The organism is Pseudomonas sp. CCOS 191 (assembly GCF_001007005.1).
Taxonomy (GTDB): Bacteria; Pseudomonadota; Gammaproteobacteria; order Pseudomonadales; family Pseudomonadaceae; genus Aquipseudomonas; species Aquipseudomonas soli.
On sequence record NZ_LN847264.1, the window covers coordinates 3,792,436 to 3,805,885 of the forward strand.

At 65.3% G+C, this 13,450-nt stretch carries 12 protein-coding genes; 9 read left to right on the plus strand and 3 right to left on the minus strand.

What is annotated here, in order from left to right; translation table 11 throughout:
- The first annotated feature begins 78 nt into the window (after window positions 1–78).
- The 5 genes from CCOS191_RS16750 to CCOS191_RS16770 all read left to right on the plus strand — a co-directional run bounded on the left by CCOS191_RS16750 (window position 79) and on the right by CCOS191_RS16770 (window position 6,246).
- Complete coding sequence (locus tag CCOS191_RS16750; protein ID WP_046857838.1) at window positions 79–2,025, plus strand: DNA topoisomerase III; 1,947 nt, start codon at window positions 79–81, stop codon at window positions 2,023–2,025.
- A gap of 86 nt (window positions 2,026–2,111) precedes the next feature.
- Window positions 2,112–3,401, plus strand: coding sequence for an NAD(P)/FAD-dependent oxidoreductase (locus tag CCOS191_RS16755; RefSeq protein ID WP_046856182.1), 1,290 nt, complete (start codon window positions 2,112–2,114; stop codon window positions 3,399–3,401).
- A complete protein-coding gene (locus CCOS191_RS16760) occupies window positions 3,394–3,945 on the plus strand; it encodes a helix-turn-helix domain-containing protein (protein WP_046856183.1) in 552 nt (183 codons plus the stop codon). Before CCOS191_RS16755 ends, CCOS191_RS16760 begins: the two co-directional genes overlap by 8 nt.
- Before the next feature lie 10 nt (window positions 3,946–3,955).
- Window positions 3,956–5,308, plus strand: coding sequence for a glutamine synthetase family protein (locus CCOS191_RS16765; protein WP_046856184.1), 1,353 nt, complete (start codon window positions 3,956–3,958; stop codon window positions 5,306–5,308).
- 164 nt (window positions 5,309–5,472) lie between these two features.
- Window positions 5,473–6,246, plus strand: a complete 774-nt coding sequence (locus tag CCOS191_RS16770) for a TSUP family transporter (protein ID WP_046856185.1) — start codon at window positions 5,473–5,475, stop codon at window positions 6,244–6,246.
- Between the two features lie 885 nt (window positions 6,247–7,131).
- On the opposite strand, the gene nudC is transcribed toward CCOS191_RS16770, so the two are convergent.
- Together nudC and CCOS191_RS16780 are read right to left on the minus strand one after the other, a co-directional pair.
- The gene (nudC, locus tag CCOS191_RS16775) at window positions 7,132–7,962 is read right to left on the minus strand and encodes an NAD(+) diphosphatase (protein ID WP_046856186.1); all 831 of its coding nucleotides are present in this window, start codon (window positions 7,960–7,962) and stop codon (window positions 7,132–7,134) included.
- 35 nt (window positions 7,963–7,997) lie between these two features.
- Complete coding sequence (locus tag CCOS191_RS16780; protein WP_046856187.1) at window positions 7,998–8,810, minus strand: crotonase/enoyl-CoA hydratase family protein; 813 nt, start codon at window positions 8,808–8,810, stop codon at window positions 7,998–8,000.
- A gap of 151 nt (window positions 8,811–8,961) precedes the next feature.
- On the opposite strand from CCOS191_RS16780, the gene nhaB reads away from it, so the two are divergent.
- Window positions 8,962–10,464 carry a sodium/proton antiporter NhaB gene (gene nhaB, locus CCOS191_RS16785; RefSeq protein WP_046856188.1) on the plus strand — a complete coding sequence of 501 codons (1,503 nt, stop codon included), beginning with the start codon at window positions 8,962–8,964 and terminating at the stop codon, window positions 10,462–10,464.
- A gap of 231 nt (window positions 10,465–10,695) precedes the next feature.
- Complete coding sequence (locus CCOS191_RS16790) at window positions 10,696–11,310, plus strand: dihydrofolate reductase family protein (RefSeq protein WP_046856189.1); 615 nt, start codon at window positions 10,696–10,698, stop codon at window positions 11,308–11,310.
- Between the two features lie 6 nt (window positions 11,311–11,316).
- Here CCOS191_RS16790 and CCOS191_RS16795 read toward each other — a convergent pair whose 3' ends face one another.
- Window positions 11,317–12,051, minus strand: a complete 735-nt coding sequence (locus CCOS191_RS16795; protein ID WP_046856190.1) for an alpha/beta fold hydrolase — start codon at window positions 12,049–12,051, stop codon at window positions 11,317–11,319.
- A gap of 144 nt (window positions 12,052–12,195) precedes the next feature.
- Here CCOS191_RS16795 and CCOS191_RS16800 point away from each other — a divergent pair, with 144 nt between their 5' ends.
- Both CCOS191_RS16800 and CCOS191_RS16805 read left to right on the plus strand, forming a co-directional pair.
- Window positions 12,196–12,669 (plus strand): GNAT family N-acetyltransferase, encoded by a 474-nt coding sequence (locus CCOS191_RS16800; RefSeq protein WP_046856191.1) that lies wholly within the window; start codon window positions 12,196–12,198, stop codon window positions 12,667–12,669.
- Between the two features lie 34 nt (window positions 12,670–12,703).
- Window positions 12,704–13,405 (plus strand): YoaK family protein, encoded by a 702-nt coding sequence (locus CCOS191_RS16805; protein ID WP_038705833.1) that lies wholly within the window; start codon window positions 12,704–12,706, stop codon window positions 13,403–13,405.
- Window positions 13,406–13,450: the final 45 nt, after the last annotated feature.

Sequence of the window (13,450 nt, forward strand, 5' to 3'; positions counted from 1 at the left end):
GCATACAGATAAAACTTGCCTGCGCGCCCTGGCTTGCGCATCCTAGTGACCAACTTTCACGATGAAGCGTTTTCGGCCATGCGCCTCTTTCTCTGCGAAAAGCCCTCCCAGGCAAAAGACATCGCCAAGGTCCTCGGCGCCCAGCGCCGCGGCGATGGCTGCTGGCAAGGCACCGATGTCTGCGTGACCTGGTGCATCGGCCACCTGCTGGAGACCGCCCCGCCGGACAGCTACGACGAACGCTACAAACGCTGGACCCTCGAAGACCTGCCGATCATCCCGCAAAAGTGGAAGATGACGGTCAAGCCCAAGACCGCCAGCCAGTACAAGGCGGTCAAGCGCCTGCTGGGCGAAGCCCGCGAACTGGTGATCGCCACCGATGCCGACCGCGAGGGCGAGATGATTGCCCGCGAACTGGTCGAGCACTGCCGCTACCGCGGGCCGATCCAGCGCCTGTGGCTGTCGGCGCTGGACGATGCCTCGATCCGCAAGGCCCTCGGGCGCCTGCTGCCCGGCCAGGAGACCTTCAGCCTCTACCATTCGGCCCTGGGCCGCTCGCGGGCCGACTGGCTGATCGGCATGAACATGAGCCGCCTGTTCACCCTGCTCGGCCGCCAGTCCGGCTACCAGGGCGTGCTGCCGGTGGGCCGGGTGCAGACTCCGACGCTGCGCCTGGTGGTGGACCGCGACCGCAGCATCGCCGATTTCGTACCCGTGCCGTTCTGGGCCATCGATGTGCAACTGGAAAGTGCGGGCGCCGTGTTCAACGCCCAGTGGCGCGCCCCCGAGGACGCCTGCGACGATCAGGGCCGCTGCCTGAAACAGGACCTGGCGCAACAAGCCGCTGCCGACATGCAAGCTGCCGGCAGCGCCCGGGTGCTGAAGATCGCCACCGAACGGGTGCGTGAAGCCGCGCCGCTGCCCTTCGACCTCGGCACCCTGCAGGAGGTGTGTTCGAAGAAGCTCGGCCTCGGCGCCCAGGAGACCCTGGACATCGCCCAGGCCCTGTACGAAACCCACAAGCTCATCACCTACCCGCGCAGCGACAGTGGTTACCTGCCCCTCAGCCAGCATGGCGAGGCCGCCGCCATACTCGCCGCCTTGCAGCGCGCCGACAGCAGCCTCGCGCCGCTGCGGGACTACCTGGACCCACAGCGCCGTTCGCGGGCGTGGAACGACCAGAAGGTCAGCGCCCACCACGGCATCATTCCCACCGCCGCCGCCAGCGACCCGGCGCGCCTGCCACCCAAGTACAAGGCGGTGTACACCCTGATCCGCGCCCGCTACCTGGCGCAGTTCCTGCCCAACCATGAGTACGACCGTACCCAGGCCGAGTTCGATTGCGCCGGCCATGCGTTGCGTGCGGTGGGCAAGCAGATCGTCGAGCCGGGCTGGCGCCGGGCATTGCCCGAGGCGCTGACCCCGGCCAAGGGTCGCGAGGCGCCACCGGCCCAAGTGCTGCCGGCGTTGCGCGAGGGCCAGGACTGTTCAGTGCGGGATCTGCAACTGAAGGACCTGTGGACCCAGCCCCCCAAGCCTTTCACCGAAGGCGACCTGATCAAGGCGATGAAGAACGTCGCCAAGCTGGTGGACGACCCCAGGCTCAAGCAGAAGCTCAAGGAAACCACCGGCATCGGCACCGAGGCGACGCGCGCCAGCATCATCCAGGGCCTGCTCGACCGTGGCTACCTGGTCAAGAACGGCAAGGCCCTGTCGGCCACGCCTGCCGCCTGCAGCCTGATCGACGCCGTGCCCCGGGCAATCGCAGATCCCGGCACCACGGCGATCTGGGAGCAGGCGCTGGACATGGTGCAAAGCGGGGAAATGAGCCTGGAAGAGTTCGTCGCCCGGCAATCGGCGTGGATGGGCAAGCTGGTGCAACGTTGCAGCGGCATGCGCCTGACCATCAGCGGGCCAGCGGCGGGCAAAGCCGCGGCACCTTGGAAGAAGAAGCGCAAAAGCGCTGGCAAGGGCAAGACAGCCGCCGGCAAACCCCGACAGCCACGGCGCAAGGCAGCGAGCTAGCGCGATGGCGCCATTTACTGGCGCAATGAAAATCCTCTGCTATTTTTTCATGAAAATAATCAGAAAAAATTTCACGAGGCCCCGGCATGTTCAAGCAATCCGCCCAGCACGTCGCCAGCTACTACGCCCGCACCTACCCCGCCACCATCCCCTTGCGCCCCACCCTGCAGGGCGGCCACGACACCGACATCCTCATCGTCGGTGCCGGCTTCAGCGGCCTGCATACGGCCCTGCGCCTGACATTGGCCGGCCAGCGCGTGACCCTGCTGGAAGCCAGCCGGGTGGCCTGGGCCGCCTCGGGCCGCAACGGTGGCCAGGCATTGTTGGGCTGGTCGTGCGACATGCCCCCGCTGGAGCGCGCCCTGGGCCTGGAGCGCAGCCGGCGCCTGTGGGACAGCATGTGCTGGGCCGCCCGCGAGCTGCGCGAACTGCCCCAGCGCCATGGTTTCGACGTCGATTACCGCCTGGGCAGTCTGTGGACCGCCGTGTTGCCGCGCCGGGTAAAACTGCTGGAGGACGCCCGGCGTGAAGCACAGGAGAAGTTCGACTACGACTGCCTGCGCCTGATCGGCCGCGAGGAACTGCCCGAATGGATCGACAGCCCCCGCTACCAGGCCGCGCTGTACGATCCCAATGGCGCCCACCTCAACCCGCTGAAGCTGGCCCAGGGCCTGGCCGGCGTGATCGAAGCGCATGGCGGGCGGATCTACGAGCAGAGCCAGGTGATCGGTTACCAGGAACACGCCGACGGCTTCGCCGCCCGCACCGATCAGGGCGAGGTGCGCAGTCGCGTAATGGTGCTGGCCTGCAACGCCTATATCGACCGCCTCGACCGCACGCTGTCGCGTCGTCTGCTGCCGGTGGGCTCCTACCAGGTGGCCACGGCGCCGCTGGACGCCGACTTCGCCGCCTCGCTGCTGCCACGCAACAGCTGCGTGATCGACAACCAGTTCGTCCCCGACTATTTCCGCCTGACACCCGACCACCGCTTGCTGTTCGGCGGTGGCTGCACGTACCTCGGTGGTATTCCCAAGGACGTCGCCGGCGCCACCCGGCCGTACTTGGAGCGGGTGTTCCCACAGTTGCAAGGGGTCGCCATCGAGCATGCCTGGGGCGGCCACATCGATTGCAGCATCCAGCGCACGCCGGATATCGGGCGCCAGGGTCAGCGTTACTGGCTGCAGGGTTTTTCCGGCCACGGCGTACTACCGACCCTGGCCGGTGCACGCGCGGTCAGCGACGCGATCCTCGGTGACGACGACGTGCTGAAGCTTTATCAGGGCATCGACAACGGCCGCTTCCCCGGTGGCGACCTGCTGGCCGCGCCGCTGGAGGCGGCGGCCAAGGCCTGGTACAGGATGCGCGACCATGTCTGACGATATCCAAGCCCTCGCCCGCCAGGTACGCGACCTGCGCAAGCATCGGGGGTTGACCCTCGACGAGCTGGCAACTCGCGTCAACCGCTCGCTGGGCTTCCTCTCCCAGGTCGAACGCGGCCTGTCGCGGCCCACGGTGGCCGACCTGACCGCCATCAGCGAAGCGCTGCGCGTACCTACCACCTATTTCTATCAGGCCGTGCCGCCCCGCGAGATCGACTGGGTGACCCGCCCCGGCGAGCGCCGCACCCTGTACTACGCCGCCGGGGTCACCGACGTGCTGGTCTCGCCGACCCTCAATGGCCGCTTCGCCATGCTCGAAAGCCACCTGGCACCCGGCGCCAGCAGTGGCGAGGGGCATCTGGACGACAGCTCGGAACAAGGCGGTTTCGTCCTTGAGGGCGAGCTGACCCTGTGGCTCGAGGGCCGCGACGACGCCGTCACCCTCAGCCCCAACGACAGCTTCCAGCTGCCACCCCACAGCCAGTTCCGCTACGCCAACCTGACCGCCCGAACGACCCGGGTTCTCTGGGTCTTCCGTTGAGAGCATGCCAATGACAAGTACAACAGGCTTCCCCGATCTGCTCAGCGAAGTGCGCGCCTTCCGCGCCCGACACCCCGACGTGCGTTACGTCGACCTGATCAGCCTGGACATCCCCGGGCATTTCTACGGCAAGCGCTACCCCATCGACATGCTGGAAAAAGTCGCCGCCGGCAGCCCGCTCAAGCTGCCGCAGAACTGCGTACTGCTCGGCGTGCAGGGCGGGCTGTTCCCGATCGGCGACTACTGCTTCAACGACGGCGACCCGGACGCCCCGCGCCGCCTGGTGCCCGGTACGCTCAAGCCGGTGAACTGGGAGCGAGAGCCGCTGGGGCAGATGCTGATCACCTCGGACGGCACTGCGGCACCCATCGAATTCGAACCCCGCGAGGTGCTGGCCCGCGTCCTGCAACGCCTCGAACGCCGAGGCATCCGCCCGGTGGTGGCGTTCGAACTGGAGTTCTACCTGTTCGACAAGACGCTGAAGGAAGGCCTGCCGCAGTTCCCCCGCGACCCAGCCAGTGGCGATGCCGACGACCAGCCGAACATGCATATCGAGCGCCTGTCGCGCTTTGCCGACGTGCTGCGCGAAATGGTCGAGACTGCCAACGCCCAGGGGGTGGACGCCAACGTCATTACCGCCGAACTTGGCCCTGGCCAGTTCGAGATCAATTTCGGCCATTGCGACGATGGCCTTCGCGCCGCCGACTGGGCGGCGCTGTTCTGCCGCAGCACCCGGGGAGTAGCGCTCAAGCACGGGCTGCGCGCCTCGTTCATGAGTAAACCCTATCTGCACGCGCCGGGCAGCGGCATGCATGTGCATGTCAGCCTGTACGACCCGGCGGGCAACAACCTGCTGTCTGCCGATAACCAGCGGCCGCTGCGCCACGCCGTGGCCGGTTGCCTGGCGCTGCTGCCACATTGCATGCCGATCTTCGCCGCCAACCACAATGCGTTTCGCCGCTACGGGGCCATGGTCAACGCCGCCAGCCGCGCCAGCTGGGGCTTCGAGGATCGCGACGCCTGTATCCGTATCCCGGAGTCGGATGCACGCAACCTGCGGATCGAGCACCGGCTGGCCGGGGCGGATGCCAATCCGTACCTGGTGCTGGCGGCGATCCTGTGCGGCATGGAGCACGGGCTGGATGCCGCGCAGGAGCCCATCGCGCCGCTGAACGAGGACCGTGGCAGCGGGATCGATTTTCCCAAGGACATGCTCGGCGCGGTGGCAGCGATGCGTGGGCATCCGGCGGTCAACGAGGGATTGGGCGCGGAGTTCGTGATGGTCTATTGCGAGAACAAGCGCCAGGACCACCTGGCGTTTCTCCAGGAAGTCAGTGCACGGGAGTATCGCTGGTTCCTGTGACATCCCTCGCGGGGCAAGCCCGCTCCCACGCGCTACGAACAGACGTCGGAGCGGGCTTGCCCCGTGATGCGGCGGCACTGGCAACCCCTACCATCCGGGATTACCATGTGCGCCTCTAGCGCGGCCGTTTGCCGCACCCCGCCGTCCAGCCTGCCCGTGCCCTCATGCCCTTCGAACTCACCGTAGAACCGCTCACCCTGCTGATCCTCGCCCTGGTCGCCTTTGTCGCCGGCTTCATCGATGCCATCGCCGGTGGCGGCGGCCTGCTGACCACCCCGGCGCTGCTCACCGCCGGCATGCCGCCGCACCTGGTGCTGGGCACCAACAAGCTCAGCTCGACCTTCGGCGCGGCCACGGCCAGCATCACCTACTACCGGCGCAAGCTGTTCCATCCGGCGCAATGGCGCCTGGCGATTGTCGGCACCCTGGTGGGCGCGTTGATCGGTGCGGTGGTGGCTCACTACATGCCGGCCGAGTGGTTGAACAAGATGCTGCCGGTGATCGTGTTCGCTTGTGGCGTCTACCTGCTGTTCGGCGGTACACCGAAGGCGCCGGTGGACGCCGATGCGCCGATCAAAAGGAAGTGGCAGTTTCCGCAGGGCTTCACCCTGGGCTTCTACGACGGCGTTGCCGGGCCAGGTACCGGTGCCTTCTGGACCGTGAGCACGTTGCTGCTCTATCCCATCGACCTGGTTCGGGCCAGTGGTGTGGCGCGCAGCATGAACTTTGTCAGCAACATTGCGGCGCTGACGGTGTTTGTCATTTCCGGGCAGGTGGATTACATCGTTGGGTTGTGCATGGGGGTGTCGGTGATGGTCGGGGCGTTTTTCGGGGCGCGGACGGCGATCAGTGGGGGTAGCAAGTTCATTCGGCCGGTGTTTATTACTGTGGTGCTGGCGTTGACTGTGCGGTTGGCTTGGCAGCATTGGTTTGGGTAGGGATCTGGATTTGGCTCTGGCTCGATTGTTTTGATTTTTGCATACATATTCTTGAAATGTGTCGACATCTAGTCACCTTTTCGCCTTTACGGCGACCTACTTTTGCTCTTGGGCAAAAGTAGGCAAAAACCGCTGGCTCCGTTCATACGGCCCCTACGCTTCGCTCCGGGGTTCCCTCGCTCCGTTCTTGCTCCCGTGGGTACCGCGCTGAACGCCCCATCCTGGGGCGCAGCGCTCGACGGCCATCCATGGCCGTCGCCCCACTACGCAAGAACTCCACTCGGCCTCCTGAAGTCGCAATTGGCGGCGCCTGGACTATTGCGCGCTTAGAAGCAAGAGCAAGAGCAAGAGCAAGAGCAAGCAATGGGAATGCGAACTTAGTTATTTGACAGTTAGTTATACATTGGCTGTCCCTGACTATCGCGGGGCAAGTCAGTTCCCACGTTAATTCCACGTAAAGCAGTGTTATCTCTATGTGAGCGGGCTTGCCCCGCGACAATCGAGAGATTAACTAAGCTTTCAACTAGCGACAGCTGCGCCAGTCCAGGCGCCGCCCGTAACTTCGCGACTTCAGGAGGCCGAGCGGAGGTCTTGCGGAGGGAGGTGACGGGCATGGATGCCCGTCAAGCGCTGCGCCCCAGGATGGGGCGTTCAGCGCGGCCCTCCCGGGAGCAAGGCCGGAGTGAGGGAACCCCGGAGCGCAGCGCAGGGGCCGTATGAATGGAGCGAGCGGCTTTGCCTACTTTGGCCAAGACCAAAGTAGGCCGCCGTAAGGGCGGAAAGGTGAATAAGCGTCGCCATCACAAATGAATGCGCATACAACTTCCAAAACCAACCAACCCAACTAAAACCAGAAACCAGAAACCAGAAACCAGAAACCAGATATCAGGCAGGCAAAACCGGTTCAGACATCCCCAACCGCCGCGCCACATACAAATCAATCAGGTACCGCGCAATCGACCGCCCCGCCGGCAAAGGCGGCAACTCATGCACATTGAACCACCGCGCATCCTCGATCTCATCCGCCTGCATGACAATCTCCCCCCCCGCATACTCAGCATGAAACCCGAGCATCATCGAATGCGGAAACGGCCAGCACTGGCTCCCCACGTACTGGATGTTCTTCACCTCGACCGCCACCTCCTCCCGCACCTCGCGCACCAGGCAGTCCTCAGCCGACTCCCCCGGCTCGGCGAACCCGGCCAGGGTGCTGTAGACCCCGGTGACAAAGCGTGGCGAACGGGCCAAAAGCACCTCGTCGCCGCGAGTAATCAGCACGATCATGCTCGGCGAGATACGCGGATAGCTGCGCAAATCGCACGGCTGGCAGTACATCGCCCGCTCCCAGTGGATCTGCGTCATCGGCTGGCCACAGCTGCCACAGAAACGGTGCTCGCGAGCCCAGGTACCGATCTGCGCGGCGTAACCGAGCACCTTGTACGTATCGAAGTCGCCTTCAAGCATGAACCGCCGCAACCCCTGCCAGCCGCAACCCGACACTTCGCTGGCACTGCGCAGCTCCAGCAGGAACACCGGCTCGCCGTCCAGATGACCGATGCCATGCTCGCACAACACGTCCAGGTCCTGGCGCTTGAGCCAGTCACGGGGGAACAGCGCGCCGTTGGCGTCCATCAGGAACCCGTCCGGGCTGCGGGCGACGGCCAGCCCCCCGGTGGTCTGCGGGTCGAGTACTGCGGTTGTCCAGCGTGCTGACATGGTTCGGGTCCCTAGATGGCGCCCGCCACTGTCAGTCAGTCGGCGAACGTCGGTTGCTGTTTGCTCATGTGGGCGGCCATGGCCACGCGCAGGTCTTCGGACTGCAGCATGGCGGCGTTCCAGGTGGCGATGTACTCCAGGCCATCGTCGATGCGATGGTCGCGCATGTAGCTGATCATCTCCTTGGTGCCGGCCACGGCGATCGGTGATTTTGCGGCAATCTCGCGGGCAATGGCAAAGACCCCGTCGAGCAGCGCCGCCTGGTCATCATAGACGCGGTTGACCAGGCCGATGCGCAGCGCTTCCTGGGCATCGACCATACGGCCGGTGTAGGCCAGCTCACGCATGATGCCGTCACCGATGATACGCGGCAAACGTTGCAGGGTGCCGACATCGGCGGCCATGCCCATGTCGATCTCCTTGATCGAGAACTGCGCGTCGCTGGCGCAGTAGCGCATGTCGCAGGCCGAGACCAGGTCGATGGCGCCACCGATGCAGTAGCCCTGGATCGCCGCCAGCACCGGCTTGCGGCAGTTGTCCACGGCGTTGAACGAACCCTGCAGGCGCAGGATGGTGCGACGCATCACCCGGGCGTTGCGGCCGACATCCTTGCCCAGCTGCTGGGCCAACGCGGCCAGCATCATCAGGTCGATGCCGGAGGAGAAATGCTTGCCGGCGCCGCTGATGACCACCACCCGCACCGCGTCGGTGTCGTCGATCCACTGGAAGATCTGGACCAGCTCCTCCCAGAAGGCGGCGTTCATCGCGTTGATCTTTTCCGGGCGGTTGATCTGCACGTGGGCGATGTTGTCGGTCAGTTCGACCTTGAACGCAGTGTATTCGGTCACGGACGGCACTCCTGTGGGGAAAGGATTCACAACGGCGGATCTTAGCGCACCCGCAAGGCGGTGCATGTGCCAAAAGCCGGACTGGACAACTTGCACCCTGACGCACGATCCGGCACCGTGCGCCACTGCTGAATCAAAAGGATACAAATTCATGTCCCGTTCCCTGACCGGCGCCCTCGCCCACAGCTTCCTGGGCCAGTCGCCGCGTTGGTACAAGGCCGTCATCTGCCTGTTCCTGCTGCTAAATCCCTTGCTGCTGACGACCCTCGGCCCGGTGGTCACCGGCTGGGTGCTGGTGATCCAGTTCATCTTCACCTTAGGGATGGCACTCAAGTGCTACCCGCTGATGCCCGGCGGCCTGCTGCTGGTCGAGGCGCTGCTGCTGCGCCTGACCACACCCGAAGCCCTGTACGAGGAGTTGCAGCACAACTTCCCGGTGATCCTGCTGCTGATGTTCATGGTCGCCGGCATCCATTTCATGAAGGAGCTGCTGCTGTTCCTGTTCTCGCGGATCCTGCTCGGCGTGCGCTCCAAGGCGGTGCTGAGCCTGCTGTTCTGCGTGTTGTCGGCGTTTCTCTCGGCGTTCCTCGATGCCCTGACCGTGACCGCGGTGATCATCAGCGCCGCGGTTGGCTTCTATGCCGTCTACCACCGGGTCGCCTCGGGCGCCAATCCTCGGGAGGAGTCGCCGCTGGACAGCGACCATGAGGTCGAACAGTTGCACCGCGAAGACCTCGAGCAGTTCCGCGCCTTCCTGCGCAGCCTGCTGATGCATGGCGCGGTGGGCACCGCGCTGGGCGGCGTCTGCACTTTGGTGGGCGAGCCGCAAAACCTGCTGATCGGCCATGAAATGGGCTGGCATTTCGCCGACTTCTTCCGCAAGGTCGCGCCGGTGTCGATGCCGGTGCTGGCGGCAGGCCTGGTGACCTGCGTACTGCTGGAGAAACTGCGGCTGTTCGGCTATGGCACGCTGATGCCCGAGCGCGTGCGCCAGGTACTGGCCACCTACGCCGCCGAGGACGATGCCGCGCGCACCCAGGCACAACGGGTGGCACTGGTGGTCCAGGGTCTGGCCGCACTGATCCTGATCGTCTGCCTGGGGCTGCACATTGCCGAAGTGGGCCTGATCGGCCTGCTGGTCATCGTGTTGATCACCGCCTTCACCGGCATCACCGACGAGCATCGCCTGGGCCGTGCGTTCCAGGACGCCATGCCGTTCACCTCGCTGCTGGTGGTGTTCTTCGCCGTGGTCGCGGTGATCCACCAGCAGCAACTGTTCAGCCCGCTGATCACCTGGGTGCTGGCGCTGCCCAGCGAGCAGCAGCCGGGCATGCTGTACCTGGCCAATGGGCTGCTGTCGGCGATCAGCGACAACGTGTTCGTCGCCACCATCTACATCACCGAGGTCAAGCAGGCGTTCGTCAATGGCGCGATGAGCCGCGAGCACTTCGAGACCTTGGCGGTGGCGATCAACACCGGCACCAACCTGCCCAGCGTGGCGACGCCCAATGGCCAGGCGGCGTTCCTGTTCCTGCTGACCTCGGCGATCGCACCGCTGATTCGCCTGTCGTATGGGCGCATGGTGTGGATGGCGCTGCCCTATACCGTGGTCATGGGCGGCCTGGGCTGGTGGGCGGTGACCTACTGGCTGTAACCGGACCATCTGTAGGAGCGGCTTCAGCCGCGATCACCCGCAAAGCGGGTGCCAGATGCCGCGGTGCCTGCATCGCGGCTGAAGCCGCTCCTACAGATGACCGCGTATCCCGCACCTGCTTTCTCTCCTCCCGTGCCCCCATCTGTCGAACCCTGACTATCGTTCAGCACTGCTGTCGATTCTCGCCACCCCCGTTCGACTATCCAGCACACCCACGAGGAGGTTCACCCCATGCGCAAGCTCATCGTCGCCGCCTTCGTCACCCTCGACGGCGTCATGCAGGCCCCCGGCGGGCCGGAGGAAGACACCAGCGGCGGCTTCACCCATGGTGGCTGGATCCCGCCCCTGGCCGACGAGGCCTTCGGCCAGGCCATGCAGACCTTGTTCAGCCAACCGTTCGAACTGCTGCTGGGACGACGCACCTACGATATCTTCGCCGGGTTCTGGCCAAACGTCGGGCCCGAGGCGCCGGACCGGGCCTTGGCCGACCTGTTCAATGGTGTGGCCAAGCATGTCGCCACGCACCATCCCGAATCCATCGACTGGCAAAACAGTCACCCGTTGGGCGCTGACGTGCCGGGCGCTGTCCGCGCCCTCAAACAAAAGGATGGCCCGACGCTGCTGACCCAAGGCAGCGGTGAACTGGTACGCCAACTGCTGGCGGCCGGCCTGGTGGATGAGCTGCGGTTGCTGATCCACCCCTTGCTGCTTGGGCGTGGCAAGCGCCTGTTCGGTGACGATGCCCAAGCCGCGGCCTTCACATTGGTGGAGTCGAGCAGCACGCCCAAGGGTGTATTGCTCGCCCACTACGCACGCAGCGGCGAGGTGCGGACGGGATCGTTCTGAACCCAGTCAGTCGAGCAGGCGGGCGATGGCACTGGCGAAGCCTTGCGGGTCTTCGAGCATCATCAGGTGCCCCACCCGCGGCAACACCGTGAAGCTGGCCGCCTGTTCCTCGGCCCATGACGGCACGTCCCAACCAGCCCGAGAATGCTCGCCGGCAAACAGATGCACGGGCTTAGTGGCGAACAACCGGCGCAAGCCATCCAGATAACCTGGCACGCCGGTCACCGCCACCACTGAACGCGCCATGGCCTGCAATGTACTCGCCGGTTGATGGGCCAACCACTGACCAGCCAGCGTCAGGCATGAGGCATTGGCCATGATGCCGGAGCGTGCCAGCCAGGCGCCGGCGTCGGCACGATAGCCTTGAAGCATGGCCTCTGCCTCGGCAGAGGCCATGCGCGCCACCGAGGCCGACCAGAACGCATCCTTCAGGGTGAAATTACCTTCGACACTGATCACGCTCGCCACATTGGCCGGGTAGCGCTGGGCAAACAGCATCGCAACCACCCCGCCCACGGAATGGCCGAGCAGATGCACACAAGGCAGATTGTGAGCCTCCAGGCTCCGTCGCAGGTGCTCGACCTGGGCGTCGATGTCGATCAGCGTCGACGGCGTGTCGTCCAGGCGACCATAGCCGAGCAGGTCCGGGGCGATCACCCGCCTTGGACCCAGGACGTGATGAAACGCTGGATGGTCCAGGCAGCCGATCAGGCCATTGATCATTACCACGGGCGTATCCATTGCCTGCCTCACCAGAGTGTTCGCGGGAAAGGCGCAGCATGCTGCCTGTCAGGTCGGTTGAAAAGCGCTATCCCATTGCGCCGCGCCAATCACCGTTTGCCCCGACGCCCTTGTTATCATCCAGGCTCAACCGGGAGGGAACCCATGCTCGACATACGCCGCGCCAGCCGTCACGACGCGCTGCAAACCTACGCCATTCGCCGCCAGGCGATCCTGTGGCAGTGCACCGAAGCCTACGATGTCGCCCTGGCCCAGGCCTGGGCCGACGTACCGTTCACCGAAGGCTATGCGGCCCTGGTCGCCGAGCATTTCCACCTCGCCTGCATGGGCGACACGATCGTCGCCACCGGCATGCTCGACCTGCGCAGCGGTGAACTGGGCGCCCTGTTCGTGCTGCCGGCGTTCATGGGCCGTGGCATCGCCCGGGCGATGGTCGAACACCTCGAAGGCATCGCCAGGGCCGAAGGTCTGGAGGCGGTCAACCTGGACTCGACCTTGAACGCAGCGGCGTTCTATCGCCGCTGCGGCTACATCGGTGATGCGCTGTCGGTCTACCAATCCCCATTCGGCCTCGAACTGTCCTGCATCCCCATGCGCAAGGTGCTGGTCGAGGTATAAGATCAGGGCCCCCTGCGCCCCGGAGACTCGCCCCATGCTGCCCACCGCCACCTCCCAGCACAGTGCCCGTCGGGTCCGCTTGCAGGCCCTGCGCGGGCGGGTCGGCCTGGGGCTGGTGGCCGGATTGTCGGTGCTGGCCGGCATGACTGACGCCATCGGCCTGCTGGCGCTGGGCGATTTCGTGTCGTTCATGAGCGGCAACACCACACGCCTGGCGGTGGCCATCAGCCAGGCGGACTTTTCGCTGATGCTGCGCCTGGCCCTGGCGATCCTCAGTTTCGTGCTGGGCAATACCCTGGGCGTATTGCTGGCCCGCCGCTTGCGCCGCCGCGCCGCGCCCTTGCTGCTGATCGTCGCCAGCCTGCTGGCGTTTGCCACGGCCTGGCCTGCGGCCACCACATTCCCTGCACTGATCGCGGCCACCCTGGCCATGGGCATGCTCAATGCCGTGGTCGAACAGGTGAACGGCCTGCCGATCGGCCTGACCTACGTCACCGGCGCGCTGTCGCGTTTCGGCCGTGGCCTGGGGCGTTGGTTGCTGGGTGAGCGGCGCCATGGCTGGCGGGTACAGCTGGTGCCCTGGAGCGGCATGCTGCTAGGTGCCGCGCTCGGGGCTTGGCTGCAGCAACGGCTGGGCTTGCAAGCGCTGGCGGCCAGTTGCGCCCTGGCCTGCGTGCTGGCGCTGGTGACGCTGTTCATTCCGCGAGCCTGGCAACTGGGCTACATGCCGCGCTGAGGGCCTCGAACGTGCGTTGAACAGCAGGCGCGCAGGCGTCGATAG

Coding starts and splice junctions, on each gene's coding strand:
- CCOS191_RS16750 (WP_046857838.1), top strand. CDS start 79: ATGCGCCTCTTTCTCTGCGAAAAGCCCTCCCAGGCAAAAGACATCGCC.
- CCOS191_RS16755 (WP_046856182.1), top strand. CDS start 2,112: ATGTTCAAGCAATCCGCCCAGCACGTCGCCAGCTACTACGCCCGCACC.
- CCOS191_RS16760 (WP_046856183.1), top strand. CDS start 3,394: ATGTCTGACGATATCCAAGCCCTCGCCCGCCAGGTACGCGACCTGCGC.
- CCOS191_RS16765 (WP_046856184.1), top strand. CDS start 3,956: ATGACAAGTACAACAGGCTTCCCCGATCTGCTCAGCGAAGTGCGCGCC.
- CCOS191_RS16770 (WP_046856185.1), top strand. CDS start 5,473: ATGCCCTTCGAACTCACCGTAGAACCGCTCACCCTGCTGATCCTCGCC.
- nudC (WP_046856186.1), bottom strand. CDS start 7,962: ATGTCAGCACGCTGGACAACCGCAGTACTCGACCCGCAGACCACCGGG.
- nhaB (WP_046856188.1), top strand. CDS start 8,962: ATGTCCCGTTCCCTGACCGGCGCCCTCGCCCACAGCTTCCTGGGCCAG.
- CCOS191_RS16790 (WP_046856189.1), top strand. CDS start 10,696: ATGCGCAAGCTCATCGTCGCCGCCTTCGTCACCCTCGACGGCGTCATG.
- CCOS191_RS16795 (WP_046856190.1), bottom strand. CDS start 12,051: ATGGATACGCCCGTGGTAATGATCAATGGCCTGATCGGCTGCCTGGAC.
- CCOS191_RS16800 (WP_046856191.1), top strand. CDS start 12,196: ATGCTCGACATACGCCGCGCCAGCCGTCACGACGCGCTGCAAACCTAC.
- CCOS191_RS16805 (WP_038705833.1), top strand. CDS start 12,704: ATGCTGCCCACCGCCACCTCCCAGCACAGTGCCCGTCGGGTCCGCTTG.